The organism is uncultured Duncaniella sp., from assembly GCF_910578445.1.
Classification (GTDB): domain Bacteria; phylum Bacteroidota; class Bacteroidia; order Bacteroidales; family Muribaculaceae; genus Duncaniella.
On record NZ_CAJTQC010000020.1, the window covers coordinates 1 to 17,879 of the forward strand.

The window sequence follows — 17,879 nt, forward strand, 5'->3', positions numbered from 1 at the left end:
TCTACATTCCCTCCAAATTTTATACGGTATTTTAACAGAATTTTAACACTTTTCCCTATATTGAGCCTTTTACCACATTATTTAATATAATATAGCACTCACAATCGCATCAAAAAAATCTCCCCTACCCTTCGCAAAAGGCAGAGGGAAGAAGTGAAAAAAGTATGAAAGGCCGATAAAAAATCATGCACAAGGCAACAGCGACCATCATATTTTTTTATGCAATGATGATTTTTTTCACAGAAGCGCCCAATTCAGAATAACACCTGACCGAAGAAAAAGATTAGACTGCACAGTATTTTTTTGATATTAATAGCATATTAGCGGTTGGATTTCGATGAATTTAACTCATAGATTGGGAAAATAGGACAAAAATTCGTATATTTGCAAAATATTTGAAGGGACAATGAGAAAAAGCCATAACTTTCATCATCTTCTTTTATAAAAAATCACCGGAGCAATCCTAAGAATATTGTCCGGGACAGCAGAGCCCCGATGCTTAAAGCTGTAAGGCCGGAAGCATGAATGCTCTAAAAACATCAGTTCAATTAACATTCTTAATCTTAAAGAACCGGCAGAGCTCTTCTCCCCGATAAGCCGATGCGGTCTAAAAAATTTTAAAAACACGACTTATTTAAAGACTTTATGTGCGGAATTGTTGGTTATATCGGCTCAAACAGAGCCTATGACATCCTGATACAGGGACTCAAGCGCCTTGAATATCGCGGTTATGACAGCGCCGGTGTAGCGCTCGTGGACAGCGAAGGGACGCTTCATGTCCATAAATCACAAGGAAAAGTTTCTAATCTTGAACATGTGGCTCAGGCAGGCTGCATCGAAGGCACGCTCGGTATCGCCCATACCCGTTGGGCCACCCACGGCGAGCCGAACGACACCAATGCCCATCCCCATGTGTCGCAAAGCGGCATGATAGCGCTCGTCCACAACGGCACTATCGAGAACTACGCAGTGCTGAAAAAAGTGCTGACCGACCACGGATATGAATTCAAGAGCGAGACTGACACTGAAGTGCTCGTCCAGCTCATCGAATATATCAAGCTCACTTCATCGTGCACGCTCCTCGAAGCTGTCCGCGAAGCTCTGCTTCAGGTCGAGGGCGCATATGCAATCGCTGTCGTAGAGCAGGAAAACCCCGACACGATGATTGTTGCCCGCAAGAGCTCTCCGCTGGTAATCGGCGTAGGCGAAGGCGAGACTTTCATCGCATCAGACGCAACCCCAATCGTCGGGTACACCGACAAGGTTATCTATCTCAAAGACAACGAAATCGGCATCATCAGCCGCAACGAACCTCTTCAGGTAATCTCACTGTCGAACAACCAGCCTTCAGACATCAACATCCAGAAGCTGAAGCTCTCGCTCGCCCAGCTTGAAAAGGGCGGATATGACACGTTTATGCTAAAGGAGATATTCGAGCAGCCTTCGACGCTGCGCGACTGTCTGCGCGGACGCATCGTCGACAATTGCTCGCGTGTCGTGCTCTCGGGCGTTGAGCTCAACAAAGAGCGTTTCATGACAGCCGAACGAATCACACTCGTGGCCTGCGGCACGTCGTGGCACGCCGCACTCATCGGCAAGCGTCTCATACAGGATTTCTGCCAGATTCCCGTCGAAGTGGAATATGCTTCAGAATTCCGCTACGGAAATCCGGTGCTCAACGAGAAGGATATAGTAATCTCGATAAGCCAGTCGGGCGAGACAGCCGACACGCTCGCAGCCATACAGCTCGCACGCGAGAAAGGCGCGTTTGTCTATGGTATATGCAACGTGGTTGGCGCATCAATCCCCCGCAACACTGACTCTGGAACATACATCCACGTAGGTCCGGAAATCGGTGTGGCCTCGACAAAGGCGTTCACAGGTCAGGTGACAGTGCTCACTCTGCTCGCGCTATCCGTCGGCCAGCTTCGCGGAACAATCGACAACGAGATGCTCCACGATATACTCGTCTCGCTCGAAAAGATGCCTGAGACTATCAAAGAGGCTCTCAAAGTCGACGACGAAGTGAAGAAGCTTTCGAAAATCTTCGCCTATGCCCACAACTTCCTTTATCTCGGCCGTGGCTACAACTACCCCACCGCCCTCGAGGGTGCGCTGAAACTGAAGGAAATCTCCTATATCCACGCCGAAGGCTATCCCGCTGCCGAGATGAAGCACGGACCGATCGCTCTCATCGACCATGAGATGCCGAGTGTGATCATCGCACCGAGCGATTCGCTCTACGACAAGATCATCTCAAACGTACAGCAGGTGAAATCGCGCGGAGGTGCTGTCGTGGCAATTGTATCGAAAGGCAATCAGGCCATGAACGACATTGCAGACTTCTGCATTGAAATCCCCGAAGTGCCCGAATGTCTCACTCCGATTGTAGCGTCAATCCCGCTCCAGCTTCTTGCCTATTACATCGCTGTAAACAAGGGCAAGGATGTCGACCAGCCCAGAAACCTTGCTAAATCGGTCACTGTCGAATAATCATCAAACACGACTTCAGAAATTCATAAGAAAGTCTTCGCCAATTCCGGCGGAGACTTTTTTTATGTGGATATGTCAACATTTTATCCGCCGCAGGGGTTTATACAAGACAGAATTATCAAATTAAAACATATAATCACTCTATCACTATGGCTAAGAAAAGCATAAAAGGCACACAGACTGAAAAGAATCTGGTCATAGCCTACATGGCTGAATCAGGAGCATATTCCCGTTATACTTACTATGCAGGACAGGCCGATAAGGAAGAGTATTTCCCCATCGGTGAGATTTTCCGTGAGACAGCGGCCAACGAACTGCGCCACGGCAAGGTATTCTTCAAACATCTCGAAGGCGGCTCGCTCGACGTAAGTCTCGGAGTTGATGCCGGAGAAATAGGCGACACAGCGTCGAATCTTGCCACTGCGGCTCATGAAGAACTCACCGAAGGCGTTGAATTTTACACCGAAGCGGCCAAGACAGCCGACGAAGAAGGTTTCTCTGAAATCGCAGAACATTTCCGCGCCATCGCATCAATCGAACAGCGCCACTACGACAGATTCATGGCCTATCTGAAGCAGGTCAAGGAAGGGACTGTGTGGAAACGAAAGAAACCCATCACATGGCAGTGTCTGGTGTGTGGCTACCAGATGGTCGGGAAAGAACCTCCGAAGGTATGTCCGGCATGCGACCATCCCTATCAGCACTACATCGCGCTTGACATGGATGAGTTGTAAATCAGAATAACAAGAACCGAGCATAAAGAATTTTAAGTAGTTCCTCATAAACGACGATACCGGCTGTGGCGAGAATTTGCCACAGCCGGTATTATCGTTTCTATATCCGTGACTGAAGATTACATCGCGAAGGCATTGAAACCGCCGTCGACCACGGCTACAGTGCCGGTGACGAAGCTTGAAGCGTCAGAGATGAGATATTGGATAGTTCCGCAAAGCTCTTCGGGCTCTCCGAAACGTCCGAACGGAGTCTGACGGATTACCGACGCACCGCGGGCGGTCAGCGAGCCGTCGGGGTTGGTGAGCAGCGCGCGGTTCTGGTTGGTCACGAAAAATCCGGGAGCGATGGCGTTGACGCGGATACCTGAGGTGAACTTTGAGGCCACTTCGGTTGCAAGGAAGGCTGTGAAGTTTGAAATTCCTGCCTTGGCTGCGGCATAGCCCATCACTCGGGTGATCGGGCGGAAAGCAGCCATCGACGAGAAGTTGACAATCGAGCCTTTGCCGGCCTCGACCATCGGCTTGAGGAAAATCTGTGTCGGGATGACAGTGCCTGTGAGGTTGAGGTCGAGCACTTTCTGGAAAGCGTCGATCTTCACGTCGAAGAAGTTGCCTTCGGGCGAGATGACAGCACCGGCCATGTTGCCACCGGCTGCATTGAGAAGGGCATCGACACGTCCGTATTTCGCCATAATCTCATCGCAGTTGGCCTGCACGACCTCAGCATTCATCACGTCGGAAACAAGAAACATCGCCTCGCCGCCCTTGGCCTTGATGGCGTTGACAATCTCGTCGCCTTCTTCCTGACGGCGGCCGAGAATGACAACCTTCGCGCCCTGTGTGGCGAGATATTCGCCGATGCAGCGGCCGAGCACACCTGTGCCGCCTGTTATGACCACTACATGGTCCTTGACTGAAAATAATTCGTTCATGATTTTTTATATAATATTCTGAATTGTCTTGAAAATCAGCAGCCTTTCTCGGCATTTATCGTAGCCATGATGCCAGAGACCATGCCGAGGGCAAGCATGCGGCCGTGGAATGAATAGCCTGCGTTGTAGCCCATCTTCTCGTCGCCGAGCATCAGCGGAGCGTGGTCGACACGCATCGGCACTCCGGGACGCTTCTCCTCGAAGGTGCGCACCACGTCAATCAGGCGCGGGTCGAGGTGGGTCGACTCCTTGAAGTCGCCGTTGGGCATGACGTTGCAGATGCGGGCATGGACGAAGTGGGTGCGGTCGGCATATTTCTTCGCGAGTTCGGGCACATCGTTGTGAGCGCCTGCGCTGAGCGAGCCTGCACAGAACGTAAGTCCGTTGTGGGGGTTGGGAACTGCGTCGAGGAAAGCCTTGATGTCGGCGTCGCAGGTGACGATGCGCGGGAGACCGAGAATCTGCAATGGGGGATCGTCGGGGTGGACACACATGTTGATGTCATACTCGTCGCAGACCGGCATTATGGCTTCGAGGAAATATTTCATGTTCTCGCGGAGCTGGTCGGCATCGATGCCATCGTAGAGCGCAAGAAGCTCGCGGAACTTCTGCACCGGGTCGAGGTCGTTTTCCGAAATGTTACCGTTGACAAATCCCTGAGTCTTGACAATGATGTTCTCGACGAGACGCTTTTCGCCCTCTTCGTCCATTGTCTTCTTAAGCTCTTCGACGCGGGCGAGGATTTCATCGCTGTAGTCCTTCTCCGCCCCCTCGCGCTTGAGGATGTGGATGTCGAAATATGCGAACTCGGCGCGGTTGAAATAGAGATTTGAAGTACCGTCGGGATTGGGATATTCAAGGTCGGTGCGCGCCCAGTCGAGGACAGGCATGAAGTTGTAGCATATGGTCTTGACACCTGCCTTGCCGAGATTGCGGAGCGATTCTTTGTAGTTCTCAATCAGCTGGTCGCGGTCAGGTCCGGCATACTTGATTGACTCGCTCACCGGGAGACTCTCGACCACGCTCCAGCGCAGCCCGGCCTTCTCGATGAAGTTTTTCATCTTTTCCACCTCTTCGAGCGACCAGATTTCGCCGTTGGGAATGTGGTGGAGGGCGGTGACGATACCTTCGACACCAATCTGTCGGAGCATTTCGAGGGTGATTTTATCGTTGGGTCCGAACCAACGCCATGTTTTTTCCATCTGAAGTTTGATAAGTGATGATTATATGTTACGTGTAGCTATAGAAAAGGCGCACGCGGGACAGAGGTCTGTTGAAAGCCCCGGCCCGTATGCGCCGTTATGGATCGAAATGTATACTCAGCTGATATTATTTACGAGCCTCGGCAACATATGAGAGAGCCTCACGGCACTTGTCGGTGACATACTGCCAGTCCTGAGCAACCACGCGGTCTTTCGGGAAGAGCTTCGAACCCATTCCGACACACCATACACCGGCCTTGATCCAGCCTTCGATGTTTTCCTTGGTGGGCTCTACGCCGCCAGTGACCATGAGCTTGGTCCAAGGCATGGGAGCGAGAAGACCTTTGACGAACTTAGTTCCGAGCACATCGCCGGGGAAGCACTTGCAGAGATCGCAGCCTGTTTCCTGAGCAGCACCGACTTCGCTGACAGTTCCGCAACCGGGGGTATAGGGAACGAGACGGCGGTTACATACGCGTGAAACTTCAGGGTTGAAGAGCGGGCCGACAACGAAGCATGCGCCGAGCTGGATATAAAGTGCTGCGGTAGCGGGATCAACGATCGAGCCTACACCCATTGCCATTTCAGGACATTCCTTGGCGGCAAACTTCACAACTTCTGCAAAAACTTCGTGAGCGAAGTCGCCACGGTTGGTGAACTCAAACGCACGGATGCCACCATCGTAGCAAGCCTTTACAACCTGCTTTGCAACTTCTGCATCCTTGTGGTAGAATACAGGCACAACACCGGTCTCACCCATCTTGGCGAGTACAGCGATCTTATCAAATTTTGCCATAATTTCTTTGGTAAATCTAAGGGTAAAATGTAATTCGTTAGTTACTCGCAAAGTTAAACAAATATCCCGAAACTCAGAAATAAAATCATGCCATTTATTGTTAATACCATTCCGTCATGACAAATAAATAGCCTGTCGATGAAGTGTACGGCTCTAATCCTTAAATAATTCAGGATGCGAACTAAGCCGGAACAACGCCTCAATTCATTCTCCTGTCACTAAGCGGACAAAAGCTTCGCACCTATCCCGATATTCATTTCCATTATTAAGATTATCTATATAGCAGGCCGGGATGCTTCTATAGCCGAACTTTGCGCCGAGTATTGCACACACTACAGCTGCATTAGTATCGGCGTCACCTCCCTCGTTGACTATCGCAAGCAATCCTGACTCAAACGATTCCGAATGCCAGTAGCACCACAGAGCAGCCGCAAGAGTCCGATAGGTATAACCGATGCCCGGCTGTTCGGCTATTTTCAGTTCAGCAATATCCGCACAAAAATATGCGGTATCGATATATGCCACCAGCTCACTGTCGGTTGTCATCTCTAAAATCTCTTCTTTCGAAAGTGTTTTATCTGCCCACACGAGATTATGGATTATCACCGAAGCTATACGGCATGAAATCACACAGCGCGGATCATAGTGAGTCAACATACAGGCTTCATCCACCCATGTCTGAACATAAGGATTCCACAAGCCCATTACCGATGTGCGCATTAAAGCCCCGTTTGCAGCACTGTTACATCGTGTCGATTCCCACATTATCTTTGAGGCTTCAAACGGAGCATCGGTGTAATCTCCACACATCAATACCTTTACTATATGTCTCCCTATGCCAACGGGATTATCTTCATACCAATCCTTAAAATTTTTGGCTGCCCTACGATAATTGAATCCGTCAGGTCCGAATGCGCCAAGAAGGCAGAGCATCATATCAGTGTCATCAGTCCAAGCCCCTTTCGACCAACGTCGGCGGTGGTCATCCTGCACAATCTGGCAATATTCTTTCAGACCTTGCGGATAAAACCTTCTGACCTCATCCCGGCTCATAAACTCCGCCCCAAGTCCCAAAGCATCTCCAATAGCATTTCCGTAAAGACAGCCCATCATGCGGTCGTAGATACCTTCTGTTACTAACATATCCATATTTGTAAAGTCACTAATTATCGGAAGAATTTAATAAAAAATAGACATCATGACAAATAAATAGCCTGTCGATGAAGTGTACGGCTATAATCCTTAAATAAGCTCATCGCCCGATAACTTAACCTAATCAGTCATACATTACCGCTAACGAATAGTCGTCGTGAGCCAGAAGTCCCATTTTATTCAACGAAGCCAGCCATCTGCCATACTGACGTTTATCATAGACAACCGTCCGCAATTTTTCTATGACGTATGTCTCAAAATTGCGTATGCCGACGGCTTGAGCTTTTCTAAGGATGTTGCTATTTTTGGATGATTCTTTTTGCGCCAACTCAATTTCATCGGCGTAGGATTCTTTTCGCGAAAGTTCATACATCATGATAATGAAATGTGCCAGCGCATCGCTTGCCACAAACACAAATGAATTCTTATTCATCGGGAAACAGCCATTGCGAAATCCGTCAGGATTCAATTCATCCTTGCAATTGATAAGGTATGGCGGTCTGTCAAAATCAGCCAACGAAGAAAATGAATGAGTCAGCATTTTCGTCGAGTAATCATAATGAAAAACGACACTGTCGCCATAAGCCATCCATTGGCAAATTCCGTCGGCACGCTTCCATGCGACTGCTAATGTCGCAAAAGAGCCCTCATCATAAAATTTATCAAGAGCCATTCCTCCCAGTCGTTTTGCCGAAGCTTCTGCATTATTATAAAACCCTTCCCAGATTGAGCCTATCCATCCGTCAAGTTCTTCCGCCGATTCAATTGGTAATTTCGGAAGCTTCGTTATGAGGTAGCGTGACCATCGGTCGGCAAAGAGGCCTCCACCTCCTGCACCATCGGAAACAGCAATCATATTCCGGCAGGCAGCAACGGCATCTTCATTAATGGTATTTCTCTCAAACTTGCCTAAAGTTATACTTCTTGTCTTTGTCATTTTGGCACACTGATATTTGTGGGGGTTCCTATATCCATAAGCTTTATAAGGGTGGTCATGTCGGCATTGACAGCCATTGCGGAATGGCGCTTTGAGGAATCAGTAGCTTTTATTTTACAGATTTCTTCATTGTAGCGCAACGGCAGCAGACTCGACAGTTCAAACAGATCTGTCGCGAATCTGTCGCTGTTAAGTTCATCCTTTGATTTCGGGAAGGTCACAATCGTCTCATTGTCTACATTGATGTGGATGTTAAAGAGCAGCACATTTCCATCGTTAGTAAACATGGATTTCAGTTCATTGGCCTTTTGCTGAACCTCATCTTTAGTAGCTCCGTTATACTGTCCGTCAGTTATGTGTATGACGGTCGGCGGGTAGCAATCCTTGTCGTGGTGCTGCTCCATCCATTGCCTCAGAAGCCGTTTTGCATGGTCAAAAGCATCATGGAAATGAGTCCAATGTCCCGAATGGTCAGCCTGAACCCATTGTACTTTCTCAACTTCCTTAACGACAGTCCCCCGCCGTGTGCGCTTTTCTTCTTTTACCATTATGCGTTTGAATGGATTATCGCGCAGTTCCTCCGGCGATACGAAATCGCGGTCTTTGAGTGCCCCTTCCCATGCGCTGTATGACCTTTCGCCATACCCGACAACGGCAATATCAAAATAATGTCTCACTTCGTTTGACTTGATACACCGCAGGACGAGCTCATTAATCTGACGGTTGACAATCCGAGCGACAGCTTCGGCCATAGTCATCCGTTCACCCATAAGTGTTGTTTCGCGCGACATACTTACCGAATGGTCAAGCAGAAATATAAAAGCCGTCGGTGTATTGCGAGTGATTTGCGCTGTATATGGTATCCTGCTTTGAATCTGCTTTGGAGAGGCCGGAACTCTTACCCCAAAATTAGATATGTTTATAATTTTATCAAGCGGGATAAAATTTTTAACGAGCACTTCTGCCTGATAAAACGGTTGCTCCTCCTCATCAAGGTCAAAATAATCGTCAGCTTTGACGCTGTCAAAATGAATGTTTTTGAAATCGTCAAGCGAACCGCCGACATTAGCTCCGTTACGGGTTGCGTTGCGGTCGGCAAACTTGGTATTTTCATCAAAAATTACCTCCGGATCTATCTCAAGAATCACCGGATTGGTAATTCGGTCATCGTCCATCGCCACAAACATCATTGGGTGTTCGTCAACGAAACTCACCCTCACATAATTCTGGAGATTGTCTCGCCTGTCGAGACTGCGCGACAAGTCGCCACCTCCCGGTTTAGGGATAGTGATTCCTTTTGACTCACAGTCGGCCCACGAATATAAGCCACCGTTTTCAATGATTGACTGGAGATTATCCCGGTCGGTGAAATGATATAACTTATTGATGCCGTGCTTGTCAAGAAGCTCTTTGAATGATAGATAATTTTCTCGCCTTGCCATAATGTTGTCTATAAATCTTCAAATGGAAGTGTTGGCATTGATACTGTCTGACTGTCGCCATAAGGATAAAGGCCTTCAATATAAGCCTTAATCAGATAGGCGTGTGAAAGTGGTTTGACCGGGCTATCCACATCGCAACACGTATTATAGTCAAGTAAAACCAACGTCTTATTTCTGGCAATTTCTTTTAGGCGATTGATAATGTCATGGACTCTATTTTCAAGCACCCATTTATAGGTGGGGATATAGATGAGGTGTTTTGCCTCGACATATCCCAATATTTCCTGCCTGTCAATGCCTTTTCTATGCCCCAGAACTTTCCCATGTTTTCGGACTGAGCGTTTGATATTTTTCATGCTCTTATTGCGAAATATGGACTTGTCAATATCCTCATTTTCAAAAACCTTCAATCCTTGCCAGACCCCCTCAACACATTCAGCCGTAACACCCTCGCTGAATGGTACAGGAATCCCACCATGAGGATAAAAAGGACTAAGCGCAATCAAATCATCCTCAGCTTTGCTCGTTACATCCATAATAACAGCATCAGGATATTTTTTGAGAAGATTCTCAATCTTCTTCCGCTTGGATTCTATGATTATCATATTGTGATGGCTATAAATCTACCGTTCATTGTTTATAAATAACTTTGCACTGAGCCGGAAAGACATTACTCTCATCTACCTTTAAGAAGCCATGTATAATAATACTGTGCAAAGAATTACAACCATAGAAACCCTTCTCTCCGATTGAGGTAACCGACGACGGGATAATGACGCTCTGCAATGATTCACAACCCGCAAAAGCGCCATCTCCGATTGAGGTGACCGAAGTCGGAATATTGACACTCTGCAATGATTCACAATCCGCAAAAGCGCCGATACCAATTGAGGTGACCGAGGTCGGGATAGTGACACTCTGCAATGAACGACACCAGTTGAAAGCAAAGTCTCCGATTGAGGTGACCGATAACGGGATATGGACGCTCTGCAATGATTCACAACCAGAGAAAGCACATTCCCCGATTGAGGTGACCGACGACGGGATATGGACACTCTGCAATGATTCACAACAAAGGAAAGCACATTCCCCGATTGAGGTGACCGACGACGGGATATGGACACTCTGCAATGATTCACAACAAAGGAAAGCGTGGAGACCGATTGAGGTGACCGACGACGGGATATGGACACTCTGCAATGATTCACAATGCTCGAAAGCGCGGTTCCCGATTGAAGTAACCGAAGACGGAATATGGACACTCTGCAATAAGCTACAACGAGAGAATGCGTAGTTCCCGATTGAGATGACCGACGACGGAATATTGACGCCCTGCAATGAGCTACAATCCTCGAAAGCGCTGTCCCCGATTGAGATGACCGACGACGGAATATTGACGCCCCGCAATGAACGACAACCAGCGAAAGCGCTGTTCCCGATTGAGATGACCGACGACGGAACATTGACGCTCTGCAATGATTCACAACCCTCGAAAGCGCTATCCCCGATTGAGATGACCGACGACGGGATATGGACGCCCTGCAATAACCAAAAACCAGAGAATGCATCGTTACATACGACTTTTGTTACTGCTTTTATATTGTAATTTACTAATTTTAATGCTCTCGAACATTTTAATAAGCGTTTCCCATCTTTACTATAAATTACTCCGAATTCATCTTCCACTCCTTCGGCTAATTCTTCTTTGGTAACTTTTGTGTCAAGTTCTTCAATTACATCGATTTCAGGCCTCTCAGGTCTTTCAGTTATAAATGTCCTGAAAGAAAGCAGCTCCAAGCTATTCTTAGCCAAGGCAATGAAGAATGCGCCCAAAAGCAAGGATGGCTCCATGTCAGTCGTAAGGGCCTGAAGCTCTTTGAGTATGGCGGATGTGGAAGAATCGCGGAAATCAGGCTCAGTAAACAGAAGTGTGTCTGTCGTTGATATATTTCTCAATTCTGGTTTTAACGCGATTGCTTTCAATGAAAGGGCAATGACGGCGATTGAAAAGTCGTCGATACGCTCGTTGAAATCATTATCTGTGCGCAAAGGATGGCGGTAATCCGGGCTACCACATTCACGCGACTTCTCCCCTTTCATAGAGAGAACAAACATGCCATCATAGTCAATCAGCACTAAAGAACCATCGGCACGGACAAGGATATTGTCGGGTTTGAGGTCGCCATGCGCGAAAGGCTGAGATAAAAGCCAAGCGGCCATACGGTTGAAACGATAGCTCAACATATCAAGGTCATACTTATTATCGATATGGCTTTCGATATAAGCAGAGAGCGTTTCTCCCTCAACCCAATCCATCAAGACGACTGGAAATTCCTCACAATCACACTGGTCTGAATCAACAAAAAGTTCATCTTCCAGATAACGAAGCGGTATGATATAGGACGATGATGCAGATTCCAATTCATCTGCAATCTTGCGATAACTCTCGTTGCGCCTATCCTGTTCCTTCGTGAAGCATTTAACAGCATATAGCTTCCCGTCCCTTTCATCTCTCATCTTGAAAACCACAGCAAAATTGCCACTCGACATGACTGGATTACCGGCACTGTCAAGCACCGGCCGAAGCGAGGACAACTCATTGAAATTATCTTCTGCCGAAAGAATTGCGTCACGATATTCAGAGATCAAAGGATATTCCATAGGGTAATTGCAATTAGGTTTATGACAAAGATAATGAAATTCTATGTCTACAAGTACTTATTTACAAAATAATTTCAAGATTTTTATAATTCCAGTAATGAGAAAAGAGACCGACACTTCTTCTTTGAGAAGTATCGGTCTCATCATTAAATATTAAATTCTATCTTTACAGAAGAGCATAGATTTGGTTTCAAAATATTAAAAACTTATATAGGAATTTGTCTTGGCATCAAATTAATTCCTCTAACAAATCTAACAAATCTATAATTCTGCGAAAGTAAATATAACCTTTAAAAAATATTAGTATAAAATGACGTAGTAGTTTAATACCAGATAAGCATATTCTACACTTATACCTAATACTAATTTTAGGCTTATTACAAAATATTAATATTAAAAGCCAAGAATATACACCATTTGAAGTCTCTATGGACTCAAATGCAAAATTTACGGTGAGATTTATTTTCACTATCGGTAGATGATATTTTTGGTATTCATTTTAAATAAATTTTAATTAATAATTAAAATAAGTATCAATTCGTACAACAGTAGTTCTAATTAAAAATAGCGTCAAATTATCAGTATATAATACAATTACTAAACGAGAAGTACAAAAAATTAAAACTATATTACTTCTTCCATTATATATAATAAGTATATAGAGATCTCCTATCTCTTTATGCTTGTCAAATATATATTATCCATCAGATTATGCCAAATTCAAACAAAAGAACCTTATCATTTTAATATTATTTAATACAAATCATCTTCTTAACGTACATTAGATCCTAACTAGTGGCACTTTATAGATGCATTTGAAAAAAATCACCCCCGCCATCGAAATTTGTGGCAGGGGTAAATCTTAGAGTTAGGATATTATGATACGCTCTATCTGTTAAGAATATTGTATGGATAGCATGTTACTTCTTGTTGCGGTTGCGCCAGAGGTTGGTCATGTCTTCGAGGGTCTTGCCCTTGGTTTCGGGGACGAGGGCGGCGACGAACCATGCGGCGATGACGCAGATGATGCCGTAGAGGGCGTAGGCGAACATGTGGCCGAACTTATCGCCCATGCCGAGACCGTGCATGTTGTACATCGGCACGAAGGTCGACGAGACGATAAAGTTGAAAATCCACTGGAATGCCACGGCGATGGCGACAGCCTGCGAACGGATGGTGTTGGGGAAGATTTCAGCGATGAGCACCCAGCAGATGGGGCCCCATGAGAACATGAACGATGCCGAGTAAACCATAATCGATACAACCGGGATGAGCGGATGGATACCGTCGACAATGTTGCTGATCGCCACACCAAACGCTCCGATGGCCATGCCGATCGAACCCCAGATGAGCAGGGGCTTGCGTCCGAGCTTCTCGACAGAGAAGACTGCCACGAGTGTGAACGAGATGTTGACGATACCCATGATGATGGTCTGCACCATCGGGTTGCCCATGTTCATCGACTCGAAAATGCGGGGTGCATAGTAGAGCACGGCGTTGATTCCGACTGCCTGCTGGAAGACTGAAAGCATGACACCGACAAAGATGACCATGATGCCGAACGAGAAGAGTTTCTCGCTCTTGACCTCGACTGTGCTCTTGATCTGCGAAAGAATCTCGCGGGCTTTGTCATAGCCGTTGATATGTGAGAGCACCATGAGGGCCTTCTCGTCGCGGCCTGTGAGGGCGAGATAGCGCGGCGATTCCGGCACAAGGCTTACGAGGATGGTGAACAATCCGGCAACGATGGCCTCAGAGCCGAACATGTAGCGCCAGCCGCGTTCGATTGTCCATGCGTCGGACTCGGCGCTGACCTGATAGAGCGTCTCGCCAATTTTCTCGATGACGGGCTGGGTATGCTCGCCGAGGATGAGGAAGTTGACAAAGTAGACCACGAGCTGGCCGAAGATGATGGCAAACTGGTTCCACGACACGAGTGTGCCACGCAGATTCGACGGAGCGACTTCGGCGATATACATCGGGCAGATGGCCGAGGCAAGACCCACGCCGATGCCTCCGAGAATGCGGTAGAAGTTGAAGGCAATCAGCAGGCTTGAAGTCGGAGTGCCATAGTCAAAGAAAAGGAACTCAGGATAATAGCTACCGAGCGCCGAAAGGAAAAAGAAAATACCGGCGACGGCAAGCGACTTCTTGCGACCGAAATACGAGGCGAAGAAACCTGAAATGGCAGCACCAATGATACAGCCGAGCAGTGCGCTCGACGAGGTGATGCCGTGGATGGTGTCGGTGTAGACAAAATCTTTTGCTCCGAGGAAGAAAGCCTGAAGACCCTTCTCGGCTCCTGAAATCACGGCTGTGTCATAGCCGAAAAGCAAGCCTCCGAGCACTGCGACAAGCACAATCGAAAAGAGGTAGACCTTGCTTCCTTTCTGAGGATAATTCATGGTTAGGTAAGAAGTTTTTTTATGGGTTATATAGTTAGTGTTGATTGTTTTCAGAGTAACGGTTTATGAGGAGCGGGCTGAGGGAAGAGAGTGTGTGCCGGAATCTATTAGAGGAAAATGTCCGTGCGGGCATCATCTGTCTGACGCCGCACGAACATTGTATCATGGAAACAGTGACGTATCCACTGAGAATACGTCACTGTTTTTCCGATTAGCAATACATTGCAACGATAGCTTCGTAGAGCTCCTGTTTGCCTGAAGTCTGCTTGGGCTCGGGCTGAGTCTTGGCATAGGCAACCACGTCTTCGAGAGAGAGCTTGCCTTCCTCGAATTCCTTACCCTTGCCGCCGTCAAACGAAGCGTAGCGCTCAGCAAACATGGTCTTGTAGGGAGATTCCTCAAGGATTGCAGCTGCGCTTTCGAGTGCGCGGGCCATTGCATCCATACCGGCGATGTGAGCGATGAAGATGTCTTCGAGATCGGTAGAGTTGCGACGGGTCTTGGCGTCGAAGTTAGTACCGCCGTTGCCGAGACCGCCGTTGCGGATGATCTGCATCATGGCCTGAGTGAGCTCGAAGTTGTCGATGGGGAACTGGTCGGTATCCCAGCCATTCTGATAGTCACCGCGGTTAGCGTCGATCGAGCCGAGCATGCCGTTGTCGACAGCCACTGCGAGTTCGTGTTCGAAAGTGTGGCCGGCGAGAGTAGCGTGGTTAACCTCGATGTTCACCTTGAAGTCGTTTTCGAGACCGTGAGCCTTGAGGAAGCCGATGACAGTCTCAGTGTCGACATCATACTGGTGCTTAGAGGGTTCCATGGGCTTGGGTTCGATGAGGAATGTTCCGGTGAAGCCTTTCGAGCGGGCATAGTCGCGTGCCATGCGGAGCATCATTGCGAGATGCTCTTTCTCGCGCTTCTGGTCGGTGTTGAGGAGGCTCATGTAGCCTTCGCGTCCACCCCAGAACACATAGTTCTGACCGCCGAGAGCGATGGTAGCGTCGATAGCGTTCTTGATCTGGACAGCAGCGCGGGCAACAACGTCGAAATCAGGGTTGGTTGCAGCACCGTTCATGTAGCGGCCGTTGCCAAACACGTTTGCAGTGCCCCAGAGGTTCTTGATGCCGGTCTCGTCCATCTTAGCCTTGAGATAGGCAACGATTTCCTTCATGCGGCCTTCGTAGTCCTCGATGTCGTTGAGGTCGCCGATAAGGTCGGTGTCATGGAAGCAGAAATATTCGATGCCCATCTTCTGCATGAACTCGAAGCCGGCGTCGGCCTTCTGCTTTGCGATGGTCATTTCGTCAGGACCGATGTTCCAAGGGAATTTCTTTGAAGTTCCGCCGAACTGGTCGCCGCCTTCAGCACAGAGAGTGTGCCACCATGCCATAGCAAACTTGAGCCATTCCTTCATGGGCTTGCCGAGCACAACTTTTTCTGCGTCATAGTAACGGTAGGCCATAGGATTCTTAGAGTCCTTGCCTTCAAACTTGATTTTTCCTATACCGGGAAAATATTCTTTTACTGCCATAATAAATGTATTGATAGATGTATTAAAGATTAAGTATATCGTTTTTGTATTGTAAATCAGATTTCGCGCATCAGGCGCTCCTTCCACAGCGCGTAGGCATCGCGATAGGCACGGCTGTCGCTGACCGAAGGCTCGATAATCTCGATTTTTTCGAGCGACGCGAACGCCTCGTTGTTGTCGCGGTAGATGCCTGCGCCCATACCTGCACCCTTGGCCGCACCGACCGAACCGTCAGTGTCGTAAAGCTCGATGGTCGCACCGCTCACGCCTGCAAGAGTGTTGCGGAAGAGCGGACTGAGGAACATGTTGGCGTGTCCGGCGTGAATCTTGTTGATAGGCATGCCCATCTGCTCCATGATCTCCATTCCATACATGAACGAGAACACGATGCCTTCCTGAGCCGCGCGGAGAAGGTGAGACTTGTTGTGGGTGAGGAAATTGACACCGTGGATCGAGCAGTTGACCTCCTTGTTCTGAAGCACACGCTCGGCGCCGTTGCCAAACGGGATGACCGAGACACCTTCAGCTCCGATCGGGGCTTTGGCGGCGACATCGTTCATCTCGGCATAGCTTATGCCCTCGGGAGCTACAGTGCGCTTGCTCCACGAATTGAGGATGCCTGTGCCGTTGATGCAGAGCAACACACCCAGACGGGTGGCCTCGTCGCTATGGTTGACGTGGGCGAAGGTGTTGACACGGCTCTTGGTGTCATAGTTAACCTCGCCGAGTACACCGTAGACCACACCCGAAGTGCCTGCGGTCGATGCAATCTCACCGGGATTGAACACGTTGAGCGAAAGAGCGTTGTTGGGCTGGTCGCCTGCGCGATACGACACCGGAGTGCCTTCGGTGAGACCAAGCTCGGCAGCGGCTTCGGCTGTCACACGGCCCTGAATCGAGAAAGTCGGGACGATTTCGGGGATTATGCCCTCGTCAAATCCGAGATAGTCCATGAGGAAGCCGGCGACCTTGTTCTCCTTGAAGTCCCAGAGCATCATTTCCGACAGACCCGAAACGGTGGTGCAGATGCGGTCGGTCAGACGCATGGCGATGTAGTCGCCGGGGAGCATGATTTTGTCGATTTTCTCAAACACCTGCGGCTCGTTCTCCTTGACCCACGCGAGTTTGGTGGCGGTGAAATTGCCGGGTGAATTGAGGATGTGGCTGAGACACATCTCCTCGCCGAGTTCGCCGAAAGCCTTTTCGCCATAGGGGACACCACGCGAGTCACACCAGATGATGGCCGGGCGCAGGGGCACTTTGTTCTTGTCGACCATCACCAGTCCATGCATCTGATAGGAAATGCCTATCGCCTTGATGTCCTTCGGATCAGCCTTTGACGAAGCGAGAATGCTCTCGGTAGCGTGTTTCAGGCAATCCCACCACTGCTGGGGGCGCTGTTCGGCCCATCCGGGTTTCACTGCTATTATCTCGGCCTCGGTACGGGGATAGAAGTCCGATGCCACGGTCTTTCCGGTCTCGACATTCACAAGGCTCGCCTTGACTGAAGAACTGCCTATGTCATATCCTAAAAGATACATATTGTCTGTGTTTTGTTATGATGTAACGTTAATTCTGTTGATTAAATTTCTGTTCG

At 48.3% G+C, this 17,879-nt stretch carries 13 protein-coding genes; 2 read left to right on the forward strand and 11 right to left on the reverse strand.

All coding sequences use genetic code 11. The features are described from left to right. Positions 1 to 645 precede the first annotated feature (645 nt). Together glmS and rbr are read left to right on the forward strand one after the other, a co-directional pair. Positions 646 to 2,493, forward strand: coding sequence for a glutamine--fructose-6-phosphate transaminase (isomerizing) (gene glmS / locus QZ311_RS08720; protein ID WP_297066780.1), 1,848 nt, complete (start codon positions 646 to 648; stop codon positions 2,491 to 2,493). Positions 2,494 to 2,642: 149 nt separating this feature from the next. Then, positions 2,643 to 3,227: a rubrerythrin gene (rbr, locus tag QZ311_RS08725; RefSeq protein WP_297066782.1), complete on the forward strand. Its 585-nt coding sequence runs from the start codon at positions 2,643 to 2,645 to the stop codon at positions 3,225 to 3,227. Between the two features lie 119 nt (positions 3,228 to 3,346). Here rbr and QZ311_RS08730 read toward each other — a convergent pair whose 3' ends face one another. From QZ311_RS08730 to QZ311_RS08780, 11 genes are all read right to left on the reverse strand, one after another. Then, positions 3,347 to 4,159, reverse strand: coding sequence for an SDR family oxidoreductase (locus tag QZ311_RS08730; protein ID WP_297066785.1), 813 nt, complete (start codon positions 4,157 to 4,159; stop codon positions 3,347 to 3,349). Positions 4,160 to 4,194: 35 nt separating this feature from the next. Continuing rightward, a complete protein-coding gene (uxuA, locus tag QZ311_RS08735) occupies positions 4,195 to 5,361 on the reverse strand; it encodes a mannonate dehydratase (RefSeq protein WP_297066787.1) in 1,167 nt (388 codons plus the stop codon). A gap of 127 nt (positions 5,362 to 5,488) precedes the next feature. Next, positions 5,489 to 6,157, reverse strand: coding sequence for a bifunctional 4-hydroxy-2-oxoglutarate aldolase/2-dehydro-3-deoxy-phosphogluconate aldolase (locus tag QZ311_RS08740; protein WP_297066789.1), 669 nt, complete (start codon positions 6,155 to 6,157; stop codon positions 5,489 to 5,491). A gap of 204 nt (positions 6,158 to 6,361) precedes the next feature. Next, on the reverse strand, positions 6,362 to 7,306 hold the full coding sequence (locus tag QZ311_RS08745; protein WP_297066790.1) for an ADP-ribosylglycohydrolase family protein: 945 nt from the start codon (positions 7,304 to 7,306) through the stop codon (positions 6,362 to 6,364). A 127-nt stretch (positions 7,307 to 7,433) separates the two neighbouring features. Next, the gene (locus QZ311_RS08750) at positions 7,434 to 8,246 is read right to left on the reverse strand and encodes a hypothetical protein (protein WP_297066793.1); all 813 of its coding nucleotides are present in this window, start codon (positions 8,244 to 8,246) and stop codon (positions 7,434 to 7,436) included. After that, the gene (locus QZ311_RS08755) at positions 8,243 to 9,688 is read right to left on the reverse strand and encodes a DarT ssDNA thymidine ADP-ribosyltransferase family protein (RefSeq protein WP_297066796.1); all 1,446 of its coding nucleotides are present in this window, start codon (positions 9,686 to 9,688) and stop codon (positions 8,243 to 8,245) included. Before QZ311_RS08755 ends, QZ311_RS08750 begins: the two co-directional genes overlap by 4 nt. Positions 9,689 to 9,696: 8 nt before the next feature. Next, positions 9,697 to 10,293: a hypothetical protein gene (locus tag QZ311_RS08760; protein ID WP_297066798.1), complete on the reverse strand. Its 597-nt coding sequence runs from the start codon at positions 10,291 to 10,293 to the stop codon at positions 9,697 to 9,699. Positions 10,294 to 10,318: 25 nt separating this feature from the next. Further along, on the reverse strand, positions 10,319 to 12,349 hold the full coding sequence (locus QZ311_RS08765; protein ID WP_297066800.1) for a leucine-rich repeat protein: 2,031 nt from the start codon (positions 12,347 to 12,349) through the stop codon (positions 10,319 to 10,321). A 920-nt stretch (positions 12,350 to 13,269) separates the two neighbouring features. Next, positions 13,270 to 14,754 (reverse strand): D-xylose transporter XylE, encoded by a 1,485-nt coding sequence (xylE, locus tag QZ311_RS08770; protein ID WP_297066802.1) that lies wholly within the window; start codon positions 14,752 to 14,754, stop codon positions 13,270 to 13,272. Positions 14,755 to 14,965: 211 nt separating this feature from the next. Continuing rightward, the gene (xylA, locus tag QZ311_RS08775) at positions 14,966 to 16,282 is read right to left on the reverse strand and encodes a xylose isomerase (protein ID WP_297066803.1); all 1,317 of its coding nucleotides are present in this window, start codon (positions 16,280 to 16,282) and stop codon (positions 14,966 to 14,968) included. A 56-nt stretch (positions 16,283 to 16,338) separates the two neighbouring features. Continuing rightward, complete coding sequence (locus QZ311_RS08780) at positions 16,339 to 17,823, reverse strand: FGGY family carbohydrate kinase (protein WP_297066805.1); 1,485 nt, start codon at positions 17,821 to 17,823, stop codon at positions 16,339 to 16,341. Positions 17,824 to 17,879: the final 56 nt, after the last annotated feature.